18 protein-coding genes and 1 pseudogene are annotated in these 18094 nt (G+C 64.6%); 6 read left to right on the top strand and 13 right to left on the bottom strand.

Translation table 11 applies throughout. The annotated features are described in order from the left end of the window. Positions 1-51 precede the first annotated feature (51 nt). Entirely contained in the window at positions 52-897 is an 846-nt protein-coding gene (gene pepA, locus IFT60_RS02430; RefSeq protein WP_192049117.1) for a flocculation-associated PEP-CTERM protein PepA, read from the bottom strand. Positions 898-1207: 310 nt separating this feature from the next. Between pepA and IFT60_RS02425 the strand changes: the two are divergent. Together IFT60_RS02425 and IFT60_RS02420 are read left to right on the top strand one after the other, a co-directional pair. Next, a pseudogene (locus IFT60_RS02425) lies at positions 1208-2140 on the top strand (dihydrodipicolinate synthase family protein). 65 nt (positions 2141-2205) lie between these two features. Continuing rightward, positions 2206-3219: a Bug family tripartite tricarboxylate transporter substrate binding protein gene (locus IFT60_RS02420; protein ID WP_229510654.1), complete on the top strand. Its 1014-nt coding sequence runs from the start codon at positions 2206-2208 to the stop codon at positions 3217-3219. Between the two features lie 77 nt (positions 3220-3296). On the opposite strand, the gene IFT60_RS02415 is transcribed toward IFT60_RS02420, so the two are convergent. Beyond that, the gene (locus IFT60_RS02415) at positions 3297-3590 is read right to left on the bottom strand and encodes a hypothetical protein (protein ID WP_192049115.1); all 294 of its coding nucleotides are present in this window, start codon (positions 3588-3590) and stop codon (positions 3297-3299) included. Positions 3591-3875: 285 nt separating this feature from the next. Further along, positions 3876-4757, bottom strand: coding sequence for a LysR family transcriptional regulator (locus tag IFT60_RS02410; RefSeq protein WP_192049113.1), 882 nt, complete (start codon positions 4755-4757; stop codon positions 3876-3878). Between the two features lie 75 nt (positions 4758-4832). On the opposite strand from IFT60_RS02410, the gene IFT60_RS02405 reads away from it, so the two are divergent. Next, positions 4833-6050, top strand: coding sequence for an alpha-hydroxy acid oxidase (locus IFT60_RS02405; RefSeq protein ID WP_192049111.1), 1218 nt, complete (start codon positions 4833-4835; stop codon positions 6048-6050). A gap of 28 nt (positions 6051-6078) precedes the next feature. Further along, entirely contained in the window at positions 6079-6501 is a 423-nt protein-coding gene (locus IFT60_RS02400) for a VOC family protein (RefSeq protein ID WP_192049109.1), read from the top strand. Here the strand turns inward: IFT60_RS02400 and IFT60_RS02395 are convergent. From IFT60_RS02395 to IFT60_RS02360, 8 genes are all read right to left on the bottom strand, one after another. After that, positions 6479-7063, bottom strand: a complete 585-nt coding sequence (locus tag IFT60_RS02395; RefSeq protein WP_192049106.1) for a hypothetical protein — start codon at positions 7061-7063, stop codon at positions 6479-6481. The genes IFT60_RS02400 and IFT60_RS02395 overlap by 23 nt on opposite strands. A 223-nt stretch (positions 7064-7286) precedes the next feature. Then, positions 7287-8033, bottom strand: a complete 747-nt coding sequence (locus tag IFT60_RS02390; protein ID WP_192049104.1) for a LytR/AlgR family response regulator transcription factor — start codon at positions 8031-8033, stop codon at positions 7287-7289. Between the two features lie 12 nt (positions 8034-8045). After that, positions 8046-9713, bottom strand: a complete 1668-nt coding sequence (locus tag IFT60_RS02385; RefSeq protein WP_229510653.1) for a sensor histidine kinase — start codon at positions 9711-9713, stop codon at positions 8046-8048. Positions 9714-9830: 117 nt separating this feature from the next. Further along, a complete protein-coding gene (locus IFT60_RS02380) occupies positions 9831-10298 on the bottom strand; it encodes a GNAT family N-acetyltransferase (protein ID WP_192049102.1) in 468 nt (155 codons plus the stop codon). Between the two features lie 23 nt (positions 10299-10321). Then, positions 10322-10903, bottom strand: a complete 582-nt coding sequence (locus tag IFT60_RS02375) for an SMI1/KNR4 family protein (protein ID WP_192049100.1) — start codon at positions 10901-10903, stop codon at positions 10322-10324. A 13-nt stretch (positions 10904-10916) separates the two neighbouring features. After that, positions 10917-12767, bottom strand: coding sequence for a glucokinase (glk, locus tag IFT60_RS02370; RefSeq protein ID WP_192049098.1), 1851 nt, complete (start codon positions 12765-12767; stop codon positions 10917-10919). A gap of 123 nt (positions 12768-12890) precedes the next feature. Further along, positions 12891-13850, bottom strand: a complete 960-nt coding sequence (locus IFT60_RS02365) for a TerC family protein (RefSeq protein WP_307729658.1) — start codon at positions 13848-13850, stop codon at positions 12891-12893. After that, the gene (locus IFT60_RS02360; RefSeq protein ID WP_192049096.1) at positions 13851-14261 is read right to left on the bottom strand and encodes an HPF/RaiA family ribosome-associated protein; all 411 of its coding nucleotides are present in this window, start codon (positions 14259-14261) and stop codon (positions 13851-13853) included. 123 nt (positions 14262-14384) lie between these two features. Between IFT60_RS02360 and nhaR the strand changes: the two genes are divergently transcribed. Both nhaR and IFT60_RS02350 read left to right on the top strand, forming a co-directional pair. Beyond that, positions 14385-15278: a transcriptional activator NhaR gene (gene nhaR, locus IFT60_RS02355; protein ID WP_192049094.1), complete on the top strand. Its 894-nt coding sequence runs from the start codon at positions 14385-14387 to the stop codon at positions 15276-15278. A 148-nt stretch (positions 15279-15426) separates the two neighbouring features. After that, the gene (locus IFT60_RS02350) at positions 15427-16056 is read left to right on the top strand and encodes a PEP-CTERM sorting domain-containing protein (RefSeq protein ID WP_192049092.1); all 630 of its coding nucleotides are present in this window, start codon (positions 15427-15429) and stop codon (positions 16054-16056) included. Positions 16057-16151: 95 nt separating this feature from the next. On the opposite strand, the gene IFT60_RS02345 is transcribed toward IFT60_RS02350, so the two are convergent. Both IFT60_RS02345 and IFT60_RS02340 read right to left on the bottom strand, forming a co-directional pair. Continuing rightward, positions 16152-17573: a PepSY-associated TM helix domain-containing protein gene (locus IFT60_RS02345; RefSeq protein ID WP_192049090.1), complete on the bottom strand. Its 1422-nt coding sequence runs from the start codon at positions 17571-17573 to the stop codon at positions 16152-16154. A 119-nt stretch (positions 17574-17692) separates the two neighbouring features. After that, positions 17693-18085: a DUF2946 family protein gene (locus IFT60_RS02340; protein ID WP_192049088.1), complete on the bottom strand. Its 393-nt coding sequence runs from the start codon at positions 18083-18085 to the stop codon at positions 17693-17695. Positions 18086-18094 lie beyond the last annotated feature (9 nt).

Below are 18094 nucleotides of genomic sequence, written 5' to 3'. Positions count from 1 at the left end.
GCGGGACTGGCCCGCTCTTTCTCATTACTTCAGGTACAGCTCGAAGGGCAATTACGCCTTGTTGGCGCGCTTGCGGCTGACGAAGCCGGCGCCCAGCATGGCGATGCCGAACAGGGCCAGCGAACCTGGCTCTGGCACTTCATTCAGCTTGAACTGGCCGTTGTTCGAAACGAAGAAATGGCTACCCGTGTTGGTGCCCGCATCAGCGGCGCAGTAACCGGCGTATTCGCATGCAATTTCACTCACCATGTTCGGGGTCACCTGACCGACCGTGTTGGCGTTGGTAAAGGCGAAGGCCATGATCGCTTCGGTCGACAGGTCCTTGCCATTCTTGCGGAAGAAGTAGCCGGCGTCCAGGCCGCCGACAGCAGCTTCTGCCAACACGCTGACCTGGCCGTTGTTCACTGGCGAGCCGCTTGCATCGACGGTGCCGCCGCCGCCCGACAGCACGTTGAACTCGGCGATCATCTCGCCCAGGTTGGCGCCGTAGATGCCGTTGGTACCAGTATATTCGCCACCGGTTGGGTTCTGGTACATGCGGATGGTACCGCCGGAGAAGCTGAATGCGCCGCTGAAGTTACCAGTACCAAACGCCTCAAAGGTAGCAGTGATGTTGCCGCCTGGGAAAGTCACAGGGAACAGTTTGAAGTTGCTGTCGGCTTGGGAAATGTTGAATACAGCGTGTTCAGTGAACGAGAAGCTGGTGCCGCCGGTCGGGTTGATCTGGATGAAGGCGTTGCCGTTCACGTCCAGGTATTCGTTGATCGTCTGGCCGGTGGCGAAGCCGCCGCCAACTGGATTGAAGACCCAGTCGTTCATCACGGTGGCAGCGTTGGCGCTGCCAGCGAAGGAAACGGCGACGGCTGCTGCGCAAGCGAGTTTTTTCAGGAAGGTCATGGCGGTCAGTCTTCTTATTAAAGTGGTTTACAAGAGGAAACAGAATTTTCCAATATATAAGCAATTCTCATGCCAGATTGCAAGGATTGTTTAAAATCAATGACTTGTAATGGATGAGCAATTGTGAGCTAACCCAAGTGTAAAGAATTCCGATTAATCCTTACTATGATTCACTCATGAATAGCGCCCGGTTATCAACTTTTTCTGGATTCTGAACTGTCAAGAATGCTGTTTTTGTTGAATTAAAGGCTCTCTAGAATGGACTTGTCGCCTTGGTCATCAAGGTATGCATCCATCACTCGGGAGCTTCATGACCACCACTCCTCTTCGCGGCGTGTTTTCGCCGGTTCTCACCCCGTTCAACGCCGACCTGACACCGTCAGTCGAGCGCTTCACCCGGCATTGCCGATGGCTGCTGGAGCAGGACGTCGGCCTGTCGATCTTCGGCACCAACTCGGAAGCCACGTCCCTCACGCTGGCGGAAAAGCGCCGCCTGCTCGACGCCCTGCTCGAGGCCGGCCTGCCCGCCGCACGCATGATGCCCGGCACCGGCGCCTGTGCGCTGGGCGATGCAATCGAACTGACGCGCCACGCGGTCGAGGCAGGCTGCGGCGGCGTGCTGATGCTGCCGCCGTTTTATTACAAGGGCGTCAGCGACGAGGGTCTGTTCAGGAGTTTTGCGACGGTGATCGACGCGGTGGCCGACTAGCGCCTCAACATCTATCTCTACCATATTCCGCCGGTCACCCAGGTGCCCATCAGCCTGGGCCTGATCGAACGCCTGCTCAAGGCCTTCCCCGGCACCATCGCCGGCGTGAAGGACAGTTCCGGCGACTGGAACAATACCGAGGCGATGCTGCGCAACTTCCAGCCGCAAGGCTTCGACGTCTTTGCCGGCAGCGAAACCTTCCTGCTGGCCAACATGCGCGGCGGCGGCGCCGGCTGCATTACCGCCACCGGCAACGTCAATCCGGCGCCGATGGTCGCGCTGTACGACAGCTGGCAGCAAGACGGCGCCGACGAACAGCAGCATGCGCTGGACGCCACCCGCGCAGTGTTCCAGCAATTCTCGCTGATCCCGGCGATGAAGGCCGCGATCGCCTGGAAGACGGGCGACGCCGCCTGGCGCGCGGTGCGTCCGCCGCTGGTCGAACTCGATGTGGCGCAGGCGCAGACGCTGGAAGGTGGACTGGAGCGGCTCGGATTCAACATGCCGTATGTGGAAGACCTGATGCAAGGCTGACCGCCCGGCGCATGCGCGACGCCTGACGAGATTTACCCAGAATTATTCAATTGGAGACACGTTCCATGACAATCAAGAAAAGTGGCATCTCGAGGCGCGGCCTCATCAAGCTGGCGTTGCGCGCAAGCCTGGCTGCGGGCCTGGCACCGGGCCTGACACCAGGCATGGCCCTGGCGGCCGCCTATCCGGACAAGCCCGTCAAGATGCTGGTCGGCTTCTCGCCGGGCGGCGCGGTCGACAACGTGGCGCGCCTGCTGGCACAGAGCATGAGCAAGAGCATGGGCGGATCGATCATCATCGAAAACCGCCCCGGCGCAACCGGCATCATCGCCGCCGAGCAGACCGCCAAGGCGCCCGCCGACGGCTACACCCTCTTGATGGCGACCCAGTCGACGATGGTGGTGGCGCCCAGCATCTACAAGAAGATGAGTTTCAATCCGGTGGCCGACTTCACGCCGATTTCGCTGATCGCATCGGTGCCGATGGTGCTGGTGGTCAGTCCGTCGGTGCCAGTGAAGAACGTGCAGGAACTGATCGCGTATGCCAGGAAACAGAAAGGCGGCCTGACCTACGCGTCGTCGGGCCAGGGTGGGCCGCAGCACGTCGCCGCCGAACTGTTCGCCTCGATGGCCAAGCTGGAGATGGTCCATGTTCCCTACAAGGGAGAGACGAACGCGATCTCGGACCTGCTCGGCAACCAGGTGCCGGTCATGTTCGGCAATTTGCCGTCACTGCTGCCGCACATCAAAAGCGGCAAGCTGCGCGCGATTGCCGTGAGCAGCCTGCAACGCAGCAGCGCTGCGCCGAACATCCCGACGGTGGCCGAGTCCGGCTTGCCCGGCTTCGAAACCCTGACCTGGTTCGGCCTGTTCGCCCCCGCCAACATGCCGCAACCGATCGTCGACCGCCTGAATGCCGAAGTGAAGAAAAGCCTGGCCTCGCCCGAGGTACGCATGAAACTCGACCAGCAGGGACTGACCACCGTCGGCGGCACCGCGGCCGAACTGAAGACCTACATGAAGCAGGAAGTGCCGAAGTGGGCCAGCCTGCTGAAGAATGCGCAGATCAAGCCGGAGTAAATGACATGAGCGGCTGGGCAGCGTCGATGGTGTGATTGACGTTGCCAGCCGCGCACCGGATAGGGTCATTGACGCGTTTAACGTCCCACACCAATGCCGATGCCTACCCCGGAACCGCGTCCAAAGCTACCAAAGCTGCCGAAAATCGAGGTCGACACGCCTCCGCGTCCAGTGCCGTTCTTCTCGGCCAGCTGCAGAACGCAATTGCGCCACAGGTCCGAATTCGCCGGATAGCCCAGCTGGGTGCACGCCGGTCCGTTTTCGGCGATCATGCGGTCCATCTCGGCCTGTTGCTTCATGGCTTGTCCCTGTGGCGTTGCACAGCCGAGCAGGCAACATGCGCTGGTTACCGCCAGAATTATCGTACGCATACCAGTTCTCCTTCAAGCAATTGATTGGTTCAGTTTACGCCTGCCGGGCTGGAGAACGGCCGTGGATTTCCAATCGAGTGCGCGCATTTACATTTGGTCACACATTGAATGCGGTTGCAGGCACGAGAGTGCGTCCGTGACGGCGGGCATGCCCGCCCTACGTGCAGAGATCCATCACCGTCGCAGGCAAAAGCATGCGGCCGTAACGCGGGCATGCCCGCCCTACGGTTGCGGCCAACGAACGTGTCAAGCAGGCGGCTGTCGTAGGGCGGGCATGCCCGCGCGTTACGTGCCTACAATCTCGCCGACGGTTTCACTCGAATCGAGCAATTCCTCGAACAGGCGGCTGAACGGCGAGCGTGCCCGCCACAGCAGCCCGAGCTTGCGCACCGGCGCCTCGCCCGGCAAGGCGAGGATCGCCACCCCCGCCGGCAGCGGCCAGGCGCGTGGCCAGTCGGGTACGAGCGACACGCCCAGGCCCCGCTCGACCAGCAGCGCGATCGCGTCCAGCACGTCGAGTTCGAAACGCTCGCGCGGGAAGATCTGCTGCTCCTGCAAATACTGGTCGGCCAGCTGGCCGCCCCAGTTGTTGCGGTCGTAGCGGATCAGGGGCTGGGTCGCCAGCAGTTCCAGCGGCGGCAGGTGCGCCAGCGCGGTCGGCGCCAGCACCACCAGCGGCTCGGAACGCAGTTCGCGCCAGACCAGGGTTTTCGGAATCGCGAACTGCGGCGCGATGATCAGCGCCGCGTCGAGCGCTTCGCTGATCACCTGGTGGTACAGCAGGCGCGAGACGTCGGCCACGATGTACACGTCCACCTTCGGATGGCGCGCGGCGAGCGTGGCCAGCATGGCCGGCAGCATGCCGGTCAGCGCGGTCGAGATCGTGCCCAGCCGCAGTTCGCCGGCAAACGCGCCCTCGGAGGCCGACGCCTTCAGTTCGCGCACCTCGCGCTGGAAGTGGCGCGCCCGCGCCAGCACCCGCGCCCCGCCTTCGGTCAGTTGCACCGTGCGCCCCGAGCGCTCGATCAGTTTGACGCCCAGTTCATCTTCCAGCACGTGCACGCGCTGCGCCAGCGCGGTGGGCGTCACGTTCAGGCGGCGCGCCGCTTCGGCCATCGAACCGCATTCGGCAATGGTGACGAAACTGTCCAGGAACCGCGTCTCCATGATGAACTTCCTCTTCACTCTAAACACTCGAAGATGAAATTGTCCTTTGTTCCCAGTGCGCGCACAATAGCTTCCATGACGACGAATGCCATCGCCTCCACCACCACGCTCGCCCGCAGCGCGCCGGCGCGGTTGCCCGCGCGCCTGCAAGCACTACGCTGCCTCGACGATTTCGAGCAGGCCGCACGGCGCCACCTGCCGCGCCCCGTGTTCGGCTACATGGCGATGGCGGCCGAGACCCGGCGCAGCCTGCGCGGCAACCGCGAATGCTTCGACGATTACGGCTTCGTCACCCGCGTCCTGAACGACGTCTCGCAGCGCAGCAGCGCATGCACCCTGTTCGGCCAAACCTACGCGGCGCCGTTCGGCATCGCCCCGCTCGGCATCAGCGCCCTCTCCGCCTACCGTGGCGACCTGGTGCTGGCGCGCTCGGCGGCGCGTGCGAACATCCCGATGATCATGAGCGGTTCCTCGCTGATCCGGCTCGAAGACGTGGCAAAGGAAAAGCTGGGCGCCTGGTTCCAGGCCTACCTGCCGGGCGACGTGCCGAACATCACCGCCCTGATCGAGCGCGTCGGCAATGCCGGCTTCGGGACCCTGGTGCTGACGGTGGATACGCCCGTCACGCCGAATCCCGAGACCTTCGCGCAGACTGGATTTACATCGCCACTGCGGCCCAGCGCCAGCCTGGTGTGGCAGGGCCTGTCGCATCCGCGCTGGCTGTTCGGCACCTTCCTGAAGACGCTGGCGCGGCACGGCATGCCGCACTTCGAGAACAACTATGCGCGCCGCGGCGCGCCGATCCTGTCGCCGTCGGTCACGCGCGACTTCGCCGACCGCGGGCACCTGAACTGGGAGCACTTCGCGCTGATCCGGAAAATCTGGCCGGGCCGGATCATCGTCAAAGGCATCCTGCACCGCGACGACGCCCGCATCGCGCGCGAGCTGGGGGCGGACGGCATCATCGTCTCGAACCACGGCGGCCGCCAGCTCGACGGCGCGGTGGCGCCGCTGCGCGTCCTGCCCGGCATCGTCGAGGCTTGCCCGGACATCCCGGTGATGATGGACAGCGGCATCCGGCGCGGCGGCGACGTCCTCAAGGCGCTGGCGTTGGGCGCCAGGTTCGTGTTCGTCGGCCGCCCCTTCGGCTATGCGGCCGCGGTCGGCGGCGAGGCCGGAGTCGGGCATGCGATCGACCTGCTGCAGCAAGAGGTGTGGCGCAACATGGCGATGCTGGGCATCACCGCCCTCACCGAACTCGATGCGAAGACGCACCTGTACCCTTATCGTTGACCCCTGCTACCTTATTTCTGGAGACACCATGCAAGCGATTCCCCTGTTCCACCTCGCCTTTCCGGTGCGCGACATCGCCGAGGCGCGCCGCTTCTACGGCGACCTGCTCGGCTGCCCCGAAGGGCGCAGCTCGAACGAATGGGTCGACTTCAATTTCTACGGCCACCAGGTCGTCGCCCACCTGGCGCCTGACGAATGCGGCAACGCCTCGACCAACGACGTCGACGGCGACAGCGTCCCGGTGCGCCACTTCGGTGCGATCCTGCCGATGGCCGACTGGGAAGCCCTGGCCGACAAGCTGCGCGCGGCCGCGACCCGCTTCGTGATCGAGCCGCACGTGCGTTTCAAGGGCCAGGTCGGCGAGCAGGCGACCATGTTCTTCCTCGACCCGTCGGGCAATGCACTGGAATTCAAGGCGTTCGGCGATATCAGCCAGGTGTTTGCGAAGTAGTCCGGCTGGCCTCGGCGTTGGCGAGGACGTCGCCGAGCGACCTGGCATGCGGCGCATAGGCCTGCATGCCCCACCCTGCGGCAGCGAGCGTCAAGGTGGTCAGGATGAAGGGAACCAGCGTATGTTTCAGTGCCGCGACCATCCAGTGGCGCGGGTCCATCACCCGCAGCCGCCGGTACAATCCGGCAGCGAGTAGCGCGTCCACCAGGATCTCGGCAAACAGGACCGGCGCCGACCAGATCACGAACAGCGACGAGAGTGCGATACCGAGAGCGAGCAGGATCACCGCCAGCGGAATCGCGCCCTCGTCGGCCTGGCCGATGACGTCGAACGGCCCGCTCTCGGCGGCTTCGACGGTGCTGTCGCCGCCGAAGTCGACATTGCCACTGGCGCCACCGCCATCGAAACTGCCGCCGCCACCTGCGAAATCTCCACTATCGCCGCCGTCGCCGCGCGCAGCGCCAAGGCCGCCGCCCTCCCCGGCAAGGTCGAGGTAGTCGGCCGCGCTGGTGCGCAGCCATATCCACAGCAGCAGCAGGAAAACGATATACGCGACACCCATGCCAGCATGTAGCGCAGCGCCATCGTCTCGACCCCGGCCGCCAGCATCGCCACCGATGCGCCGAAGCCGGCCAGCCCGGTCAGCGCCACCAGGATGAACATCTGGATGCGTGGGAAACCTTCGCGCAGCAAGCGCTCGCGCATCCTGTGTACCGCCATGGCACGCGTGATCAAACGAGGTGGCGGGTTGGTCATCGCTTGCCTTTCATTCGTCAACAGAGGCCTTACATCGGCCGGAAACGCCAGGCATAGGCCTGGCTGGCCTTGAGCAGCTCCGGCCGCTCCTTGAGCGCAATGGTGATTTTTCCGAGTTCATCACGCTTGATGCGGGAGATCGCCGCCGCCCGCACCACCGTGCCGCGATGGACCTGCCAGAACTGGTCGGGGTCGAGACCCTCGACCAGCTCGCGCAGCGGGGTGCGCACCAGCGCCTCGTCGTCGACGGTGACCACACGGGTGTACTTCTCGTCCGACCGGAAATACAGCACGTCGTCGATCGGGATGATCCTGATCGTGTCGGCGACGCTGGCGCTGATCCAGCGCACCCGCGTGGCGCTGCCGCGCAGGCGCCGGTCCAGCTCCATCATCAGCGCGCCGACGTCCGCCGGCGGCTGTCCCAGCCGTTCGCGCAGGCGGCCGCAAGTCTGCTCCAGCCGCGCGCGTTCAACCGGTTTGCGCAGGTAGTCGATCGCACCCGCTTCGAATGCATCGAACGCGTGCTCGTCGTAGGCCGTCACGAACACCACACGGCAGCGCGATCCCGCCACCCTGGCCACGTCCAGCCCGGACAGGCCCGGCATGCGGATGTCGAGGAAGGCGATGTCCGGCTGCAGGCGCCCGATGACCTCGAGGGCGTCGGCGCCGTGTTCGCATTCGGCCAGTACATTCAAGGCGGGCCATACCTGCGCCAGCAGGCGGCGCAACTCGCTGCGCGGCAGGTCTTCGTCGTCGGCGATGATGGCGCTGGGCATGGCGGTTGCGGTTCAAGGTTCCAGTGAGAGCGGGATACGTAGTGTAGCCGCAACCCCGCCGTCCGGACGCGTCTTCAGTTCGAGGCCGGCGCGCCCGCCGAACTGGGTGCGCAGGCGCTCCTGGATGTTGGCCAGGCCGATGCCGCTGCCGCTGCCGGATGCGCTGGCGCCGAAACCGACGCCGTCGTCCAGCACGCTCACTTCCAGCTGGTCCTGGCCTTCGGCGCTCACCTTGCGTGCGCGCACCTCGACGCGCGCCGGGCCGACCTTGGGCTCGACGCCGTGCTTGACGGCGTTTTCCACCAGCGAGATCAGCATCAAGGGCGGAATCGACGCACCCTCCAGCCCCGGCTCGGCCTCGACGCTGAACTGCAGGCGCCCCATCCGTTCGTGCATCAGCGCGAGATAGGCGCGCGCGGCGCTCAGCTGGCTGTCGAGCGTGACGGCGCTGCTGCCGACATTGTCGCGCATCTGCGGGATGGTCGCGCGCAGGTACTCGACCATGTGATCGACAATCAGCCCGGCGCGCCGCGGATCGGTGGCCAGCGCCGAGCGGACGCTGGCCAGCGTATTGAACAGGAAGTGCGGCTCGACCTGGGCCGCCAGTACCGAGAGGCGCATCTCGGCCTGATTGCGCGCCGCCCGGGCGCGCTCGAGCTCCTGTTTCGCATGGACGTCGCCCAGCATGCCGCGCTGGCGCACGAACGGGATCAGGTCAAATACCCCGCCCAGCCAGGCCAGCAGCGAGAGCTGCATCACCATGACGATCATTGCGCTGGCCCGGAAGGCTTGACGCGCGAGCGCCTTGTCCGCCGGCGCGGCCGCGGGCGCTTCCACCGTCATGGCATCGAGCAGGTCGCGCTCGGCCGCAAGCTGTGCTGGCGTAAGCGAGGCACGCTTCTGGCCGGGCATGCGCGCCTGGCGCTCGCCCCGCCACCGCATGTCGTACACCTTGTTGCGCAGCCTTTCGAGCAGCTCCACATACGGTTGCTGGAGGGCGCGGCGCTCGGCCGGGCTGGCGGCCGGGTCGCGCAGCCTGGCGACCAGGCGCCGGTCGGCATCCGTCATGAACTCGGGCCACCCATCGACGACGCGATCAGGAAGCTTGAAGGCGTGGGCATAGCGCTCGTACGCTTCCACGTAGCGCCTGGCCTGCTCCGGCCGCAGCAGGCCGGCATCGGCCATCGGCGGCCATCGGCGCACGTCGACGTCGAACATCAACAGCATCGCCCTTTCGCGCACCATCACGTCGCGTTCGGCGTTGTAGGCGGGGCGGCTGTAGGCACGGTATGCCTCTTTCATGATGATCCCGAACGAGAGGAACATCCCGAGCAGCAGGACCGCCAGGATTGCCACGGTCTCGACATGCCGGTGCCAGCCCAGGCGGCGCACCAGCACGGCCAGCCCGGGACCGATCAGCACGATCGACGCCGCGGTGACGATGTAGACCAGGCTTGCCTGGAAGGCATCCGTCAGGTCGAGCGAACGGCCGGGCACCCACGCCCGGCTATATCCGACCAGCGCCATGAACACGACGATGACCAGCAGCGACCCGCTCAGCATGGCGACGCTGCGATAACGCAGCCATGGCAGGCTGTAGATCGGGTAATTGCGTGCACGGCCGAACCAGCGGCTGGTTTTTACCGCCACTTCGGGCGGCAGCAGGATGGAGATGCTCATGCTGTCCTCACATTGATCGTCAAGTGGAAGCGCAGCTTAAGCAGCGCGCACCGCCGTGTGCAGCGACGCGACGAAAGCGTGATATGGCGCGATGAAACACCGTAAATCGAGGCCGGATCAGCCGCCGTCTTCAGCCAGCGTGATGCGCGCGTTCATCTCGCCGATGTCGTCGATGCCGGTTTCGACGAAGCCGAAGCTGCGGTAAAAAGCGCTCGCGCGCGCATTGTGCGGGTGGTAGCAGATCGTGATGCATTCGACGTCCGGCATCGACCAGATCTCGGCGAGCAGCAATTCCATCGCGCGCCGTCCGATGCCCTGCGACTGCAGCGGATAATCGACCATGAAGCGGTAGATGCCATAGCGCCCGACATGGCCGTCATCGACGCGGTTGTAGAGGGCGAAGCCGACCGGGCGCTCGTCCTGGTAGATCGCGCGCGCCACGAATTCCAGATAAAACGTCGACTGCGCGATCGAATACGCATTGCTGTGCAGGAGATCGCGCTGGTGCGCGGGCAGCTCCATGTCCATCAGGGCTTCGAAATTGTCTTGGGTGATGTCGCGCAGCGTGATCGTCATGGTTTGCATGCCAGGCCTGCCTCCGCTATTCGTTACAGGTCGCCAACAGCGACGATCCCGTCGTAGTCTTCTCCATACGCGTACTGCCCTGCAAGCACCGCCTGCACATAGGATGCGAAAAACGCATGGAAACTGCGGGCCTGCTGCTCACGGTCCGGACTGTCGTGCCACATCGTGATGACCTGGCCGTGTTGGCCATCTGCTGCGGGATCGAGATCGACGCACAGGTGATTCCCGGCGCCGTCATGGGTGAAGGGAATCCACTTGCGGTTATACCAGTCGTTCCTGATACCGGCTTGCGGTTCCGAGCGGTAGTCGTCGAACTCGCCCGCGTCGACCAGCTCTGCCCATATCAACCATTGTTCCAATATCTCTTCGACAGACAGGAAATACCAGCCACTCAATAAGGGACCGTACTCGCTTTGCCCGTTATGAATCTTCAGGAATGCGATCAAGTCGTCGGGCAGCTTTACCCGCAGCGCCGTCTCCAGATCCGTCATCTGTGCATCGGTTGCGGGACCCTGCAAGCGCGAAAGCCCGTCAGGCCAATGTTCGGCAAGCCAGTTCTCGTAGTCTTTCCACAGTACCTGCATGTCGGCTTGGTGAATGGGCATATCAGCTCCGTGATCAAACGTCCAGGTGCGAAATCAGCAGCTTCCTCGCTTCGATATCCCCGTCCTGCTCCGCCTGCGCCCCCAGCGAAATCCCGACCGCCATGATGTCGATCAGCAGCAGCTGCAGGATGCGCGAAATCATCGACAGGAAGACGGTGCTGTCCTCGGCGTGGTCGACCGCCAGGCAGACGTCCGCCCGTTTCGCCAGCGCCGACTTGCTGCTGGTGATGGCGATCACGCTGGCGCCGGCGCGGCGCGCGGCGTCCACCGCCGACAGCAGCTCGGGCGCCTGCCCCGCCGTCGAAATCGCGATGACGACGTCGTTCGGTTTCAGCAGTTCGGCGGCCAGCTGGAACAGGTGGGCGTCGCCGTGGGCCGTGGTGGGAATGCGGAAGCGGAAGAATTTGTGCTGGCCGTCGAGCGCGACGACGCGCGCATTGCCCATCGCGTAAAACTCGACCTTGCCGGCACTGCGCAACAGCGCGATGGCGCGGTCGATCGCGTGCACGTCGAGGCCGTCGCGGAATTTCAGGATCGCCGACACCGTGTTGTCGATCACCTTGGCCGACAAATCATGGGTGCTGTCGCTCATGCGCACCTGGCTGTGGCGCACCGGGATCGAGCCGGTCAGGCTGCCGGCGAATTTGAGTTTGAATTCGGCCAGGCCCTGGAAGCCGAGCGAACGGCAGAAGCGGATCACGGTCGGCTGGCTGACGTCGGCAAGGCGCGCGATTTCCGCGATCGGTTCGGACAGGACTTTACGCGGATGCTCGAGCACCAGTGCGGCCACGCGCTGCTCGGCCGGCGACAGTTCGTGCTGCAGGTGCTGGACGCGCTCCATCAGGGTATTCGCGCCGCTGCGCCCGCGCAGATGTTCGGACAAAATCGTCGACACGCCGCGCAGCGCGGGATTCGGTGTCATGATCACGTAGGTCGGGATCTGCGCCAGGTAATCGGTGAAGCGCCCTTTCGCCTCGAAGCGCGCGCGGAACGGTGACGTCGCGAACCACTGCGCGATGCGCGGCACGATGCCGCCGCCAATAAAAATGCCGCCAAAGGCGCCCAGCGTGAGCGCCAGGTTGGCCGCGGCGCCGCCCAGCATGCCGGCGAAGCATTCGAGTACTTCCAGGCAGAGCGCATCGTGCTCGTCGAGTGCGCAGGCGACGATCTCGGCGGCCGTGCGCGCCGGCGCTTCCACGCCGTTACGTTCGGCCAGCGCGCGGTACACCAGTTCCATGCCGGGGCCGGACAGGATGCGCTCGTTCGACACGTGCGGCCACTCGCGCCAGGCGTGCTGCAGGATCGCGAATTCGCGTTCGTCGCCGGGTGCGAAGTTGACGTGCCCGCCTTCGCTGCCGAGGGTCACGAAGCCGTCCGCGGTTGGAATTACGCCCGACACGCCCAGGCCGGTGCCGGCGCCGAGTACGCCCGCCACCGCATGCGGCGCCGGCTTGCCGCCGCCCACCTGCAGCACGTCGCCCGCGCCCAGGCCCGGCAGCGCCATCGCCAGCGCGGTGAAGTCGTTGACGATGACCAGCGTCGACCAGCCCATCGTGCGCCGCACCTCGTCGGTCGAGAACTGCCACTCGCGGTTGGTCATGCGCACCAGGTCGCCGCTGACCGGATTGGCCATGGCAAAGGCGGCGTGGGTGATGCGCTCGCCCTTCTCGGCAAGATACGCGTTCAGCAGGGGAACGATGCCGTCGTAGTCGTCGCACAGCAGGACCGCGGTCTGGCGGAACACGCCGGGCGCCGTCTCGAGCGTGAAGCGGGCATGGGTGGCGCCGATGTCGGCCAACAGGCGCGGGCCGTCGGCGTAGGAGGCACGGCCTGGTTTTTGTTCGGTGTCTGGTTCGGTGATCATCGCTGCTTGTTTGTCTGCTTACGGCTGGGATACCTTGGAGCCGCACAGGATAGCATTGATTGATTGCCATGAGAGGATGTGAAATGGGGGTGGCCGGCTCCCGCCGGTCACCCCCGCCCTACCTTACTTGTCCTTCTGCGTGATGAACAGGCTGGCAATACAGCTACCCGCAATCAGCACCGCCACCACGGTCAGCGACGCCTGCACCGGCACGTGATACCACGGCATGATCAGCATCTTGGTACCGATGAAGGTCAGCACCATCGCCAGGCCGTATTTCAGCAAGTGGAAGCGGTCGGCCACGTCCACCAGCAGGAAGTACAGTGCGCGCAAGCCCAGGATCGCGAACATGTTCGACGTGAACACGATGAACGGATCGGTCGTGATGGCAAAAATCGCCGGGATCGAGTCCACCGCGAACACCAGGTCGGTCACCTCGATCAGGATCAGGACCAGGAACAGCGGCGTCACGAAACGCATCCCGCCTTTCGTCACGAAGAATTTTTCTCCGTGGTCGCCCTCGGCCACCTTCAAGTGCTTGCGTGCGAAACGCAGCACCGGGTTGTTGGCCACGTCCGGCTCTTCGTCGACCGCCACCAGCATGCGGATACCGGTGAACAGCAGGAACGCGCCGAACAGGTACAGCACCCAGCTGAATTCGCTCACGACCCAGGCGCCCGCACTGATCATGATGGCGCGCATGACGATCGCACCCAGCACGCCGTAGATCAGGACCCTGCGCTGGTATTGCTGCGGCACCTGGAAGGCGGTAAAGATCAGCAGGAACACGAACACGTTATCGACCGAGAGCGCCTTTTCGATCAGGTAGCCCGAGAAGAATTCGAGCGCCTTCTGGTCGGCGATCTCGGCGCCCACCGTTCCGGTCAGGTACCACCACAGGCCGCCGTTGAACAGCAGCGCCAGGCTGACCCAGACCAGCGACCAGATGCCGGCTTCCTTGACGCTGACCTTGTGCGCCTTGTTACCGCCGAAGACGAACAGGTCGAGCGCCAGCATGACCAGCACGAAGCCGACGAAGCCGGCCCACATCGGGGCGCTGGCAATGGTTTCCAGTCCGTTCATTTAGCGCTCCTGAGCTTCGTTGCCGCGTACCGGCATGTCGTCGGCCGGCTCATGCTGCTCACCCGTCGCCATCTGCCCCTGCTGGGCCGGCGCGCGGGTGCGCACGAACTGGCGCGTGCGCTCGACCTTCTTCACCACCGCGCGGTCGGCGCGGTCGACGGCGCGGTCGATGGCGGCGTACAGGTTGGCGTCGACGTCGTCGACGATCACTTCGCGCCCGCCGCCGAGCTGGACCTGGATGCGGCAGCGCTTGTCGACGCCGCCGCGCGGACCGTTGATGTCCGACAGCGACACCGCCAGCCTGCGCATGTGGTGCCGCGCCCAGCCCAGCGCGGTGGCCAGGCGCTGATCGGTATAGGCGCGCAAAGCAGAGGTCATCTGGAAGCCGTTGGTCTGGATGGTCATGTGCATGGTAGTTCTTCTGTGAGGTGAGACCCCACTATAGGAGCGCACGATACATCGGACAAATCGAATATTATTTAACATAAGATCGGTTTTTTCGATCTGTTAGAGCAAGCTTAAAAGAGGTTTTCCATGCTTAACTATAAGCATTTGCGTTATTTCTGGATGGTGGCAAAAACGGGCAGCATCGCCAAGGCGGCGACCCAGCTGCACCTGACGCCGCACTCGATTTCCGGACAGCTGTCCGAATTCGCGGCCTCGCTCGGCGTCGAACTGTTCCGCCGCAGCGGACGCAATCTCGAGCTGACGGAAACCGGCCGCCGCATCATGCACTACGCCGACGACATCTTCGCTACCGGCGACGCCTTGCTCGAACTGGTGCGCGACGAGACCTTCACCACCGCGACGCCGTACCGCGTCGGTTGCGCCGACTCGGTATCGAAGCTGATCGCCTGCCGCCTGGTCGAACCGGCCCTCAAATTGCCGCAGCCGGTCAGGCTGATCTGCCGCGAAGGCCGGCTCGACAGCTTGCTGGCGGAACTGGCCATCCACCGCCTCGACCTCGTCATTGCCGACCGGCCGATCCCGGCGCACTTCAGCGTGCGCGCCTACAACCACCTGCTGGGCGAGAGTCCGATGACGGCGTTCGCGACGCCGGCGCTGGCCGCGCAGCTCGGCGACAATTTTCCAGTCTGCCTGCACAACGGGCCGATGCTGCTGCCGGGCGAGGATTTCGCCGTCTACCAGCGCCTGCTGCAGTGGTTCGAACGCATCAAGGTGTATCCGCACGTGGTCGGCGAATTCGACGACAGCGCCATGATGCAGGCCTTCGGCCAGTCCGGCGCCGGCGTATTCTTCGCACCGGCCGTCATCGCGCCGCAGGTGTGCGCGCAATACGGGGTAGTGGCGCTGGGACAGGTCGATGCCGTCGTCGAGCAGGTCTACGCGATCACCACCGAGCGGCGCATGAGCCATCCGGCCACGGTGGCGATCGGTGCGATGGCGCGCGAAAAGTTGTTTGCTTGAGTGTTCGCCCGAGTGATTTTTTTGTCGAGAATATTTACACACCTTGTCTTGATTGAAATCAAAGGAAATCCAAGTAGTTGTTTTTAATAACTAAGTTTTTCCTGGCATTAATTTTGCTTATTGTTAAGAATCAAAACAAGGATACGCCATGAAACACATCGCACACACCATCGCACTCGCTTTCGCGCTCGCAACTACGTCGGCCGGCGCACTCGCCACGCCCATCAACAGCGTCGAGAATGGCGGCTTCGAAACGCCGGCCCAGAACGGCGGGTTCAGCTACCTGAACGGTTCGGTCGGTGGCTGGACCTATGGCGGCAGCAGCGGTGTCGCTGCGAACAACTCGCCGTTCAACGTCGTGAATGCCACCGGCGCGCAAGCGGCCTTCCTGCAGCAACCCGGCGCGTCGATCTCCCAGATGTTCAACTTCACCAAGAGCCTGTTCTCGGTGTCGTTCAGCGCTGAATCGCGCAACTATGGCGGCGGCGGCAACCCCATCTCGGTACTGGTCGACAACCAGCTCCTGTCGTTCGCCGGCCTGACCACGTTCACCCCAGGGTCGAAAACGTCGTTCACGACCTACACCAGCGACCTCATCGCCCTCAGCAACGGCAACCACACCCTGCGCTTCATCGGCTATGGCGGCAATGGCGACGTGACCTCGTTCATCGACAACGTCAAGGTAAATGCCGTTCCCGAGCCGCTCAGCCTGAGCCTGATGGGCCTGGGCATGCTGGCACTGGGCGCAAGCCGCCGCAAGAAGGCGAACAAGGCGTAAGGCGCGCCGGCGGCGCACTGCTCCGCTACCTGACGCACAGCCCACGGTGACGTGGGCTTTTTTTATGTGCCTGTCGTCGCTGAAGCAGGCCGCATTCAGGACTTGCGCGCGGTAAGCACCAAGGCGCGGGAGTGACTCCACGCGTAATCGAGCAAGGCTGCCAGCGCCATCGACGCGCCCAGCAGCGGGAACACCAGTCCGGTCACGACCGCAATCACGACCACCCCGGCCGCCAGCCGGTCGGCGTCGCGCCGTACGGGCGCCGCGAGTTGTCCGGCCGGGCGGCGCTTCCACCACACGGCCACGCCGCTCACGCACAGCAGCATCAGGGCAATGCAGCCGGCCAGCATCAGCAACTGGTTCGGCAAGCCGTATTCGGTCCCCTGGTGGACGCTGACGCCCCACTCGGTCACGCGCGCCACCGCGCCAACGTCGGCCGGCCCCAGGTCCATCAGGATCTTGCCGCTGTACTGGTCGAGGTGGATCACGCGCTGGCTGGCGTGCGCCGTGCGCAGCCTGACCGCGCTGTATACCCCGCTCGCGCCGCGCGGCAGGACCAGGCGGTAGACGTCCTTCATCCCTGCCGCGGCGAAGACGGCGGCAGCACGGTCGGGGCCGATGGCGGAGGGCGCGGGCGGCTGCGCCATCGCGGTCGCGCCGCCGGCATGATGCGATGACCCGGATTCATGCCCGGCATGCGATGCCGGCAGCATTTGCTGCTCCTGGCTCCAGGGAATGGCGCCGAGCGCAGTAGCGGGCGTGCCTGACTGCGGCAGGTTGGTCCAGGTGCCATCGGGAACGCCGAGTCCGTGCGCCGTCAGCCAGGTATTCACCTGTGAACCCCAGACGATCGACCAGGGCATGCCGGTCAGCGCCAAAAACAGGATGACGATGGCGCCAAACGCGCCGGTAACGGCATGCAGGTCGCGCCACCAGACGCGCCCCTGCGCCTGCGGCCGGATGCGCAGCACGCCCTGCTTGCGCCCGCGCGGCCACCACAAATACGCCCCGCTCAGCACCAGCACGATCACCCAGCCGGCGACGACTTCGATCAGCACGTTGCCGGCGTTGCCCGCGACCGTGAGCGAATGGATGCGCTTGACCAGCGACATCAGCCGGTCGGACTCCGCCATCGCGCCCTTCACTTCTCCGCTGGACGGGTCAAGGAAAACCTGGCGCACGGCGCCATCCGCTTGCTGGACGTCGACCTGGACGGTGTGGCGCGTATCCGCCGGCCATTGCAGCGCTTTTGCCACGCCGCCTTGCGCGCGCTCGGCGCGAGCGATCAGCTCGCCTGGCGGCAGCGCGGCGCCTGTTCCGACGACAGCCTCGTCGCGGATGAGCAGGCTGCGGTACATGACATCGTCGAGTTCCTTGTTGAACAGGTAGACAGCACCGGTCAATGCCAAGGAAAAAATAAATGGAAGACATAAAAGACCGGCAAAGAAATGCCAGCGCCAGACGCGCCGGTACAAGCCCGAGGTGGACGGCCCGGCCGTGATGGGGGTACTGCTCATGATGCTGCTCCTGTAGCGCTCGCGCCGATGTGCCACGGCGGCGGTCGACGCATTGATGACAAGCGACACCGTGCCGCGACGCGTGGCCGCCGCACGGTATGCAAACCGACGATTGCGGATCAGGTCGCCGGCGGGCCGCGCGGCTGCGCGACTGTCCAGGCAAACAGGGGCGAGGACGACTGGTAGAAGAGCGCGGGACGCAGTGCGGCGCCTGCCGACACGTGCAGCACGACGGGCGGCGACGGCAGGAACAGCATGTGTGCGCTTGCCTGGCAGAACGGACAATGCTCGAAGGAAGCGACGTGACCGGGGGCGGAACCGTCATCGGCAACCTGCATCTGGTGGGTCATGGCAATACCGCTCGCCGTGCAGATGTCGACCTCGATGACGCCGGCCCCGGCCCCGGCCTGGTGCGCAAGCGCATGCGAGAACGTGGGCGCCATGACTGCCATCAGGATGGCAAGCAAGGCGGCCCAGGCGGCAACGAGGAAAGCTTTACGGTTCAAGCCCATGTTGAGATT

Source organism: Massilia sp. CFBP 13721 (assembly GCF_014842025.1).
Classification (GTDB): Bacteria; Pseudomonadota; Gammaproteobacteria; order Burkholderiales; family Burkholderiaceae_D; genus Telluria.
Note: the sequence above shows the minus strand (reverse complement) of the source record. Positions and strands in the feature narration are given on the sequence as shown.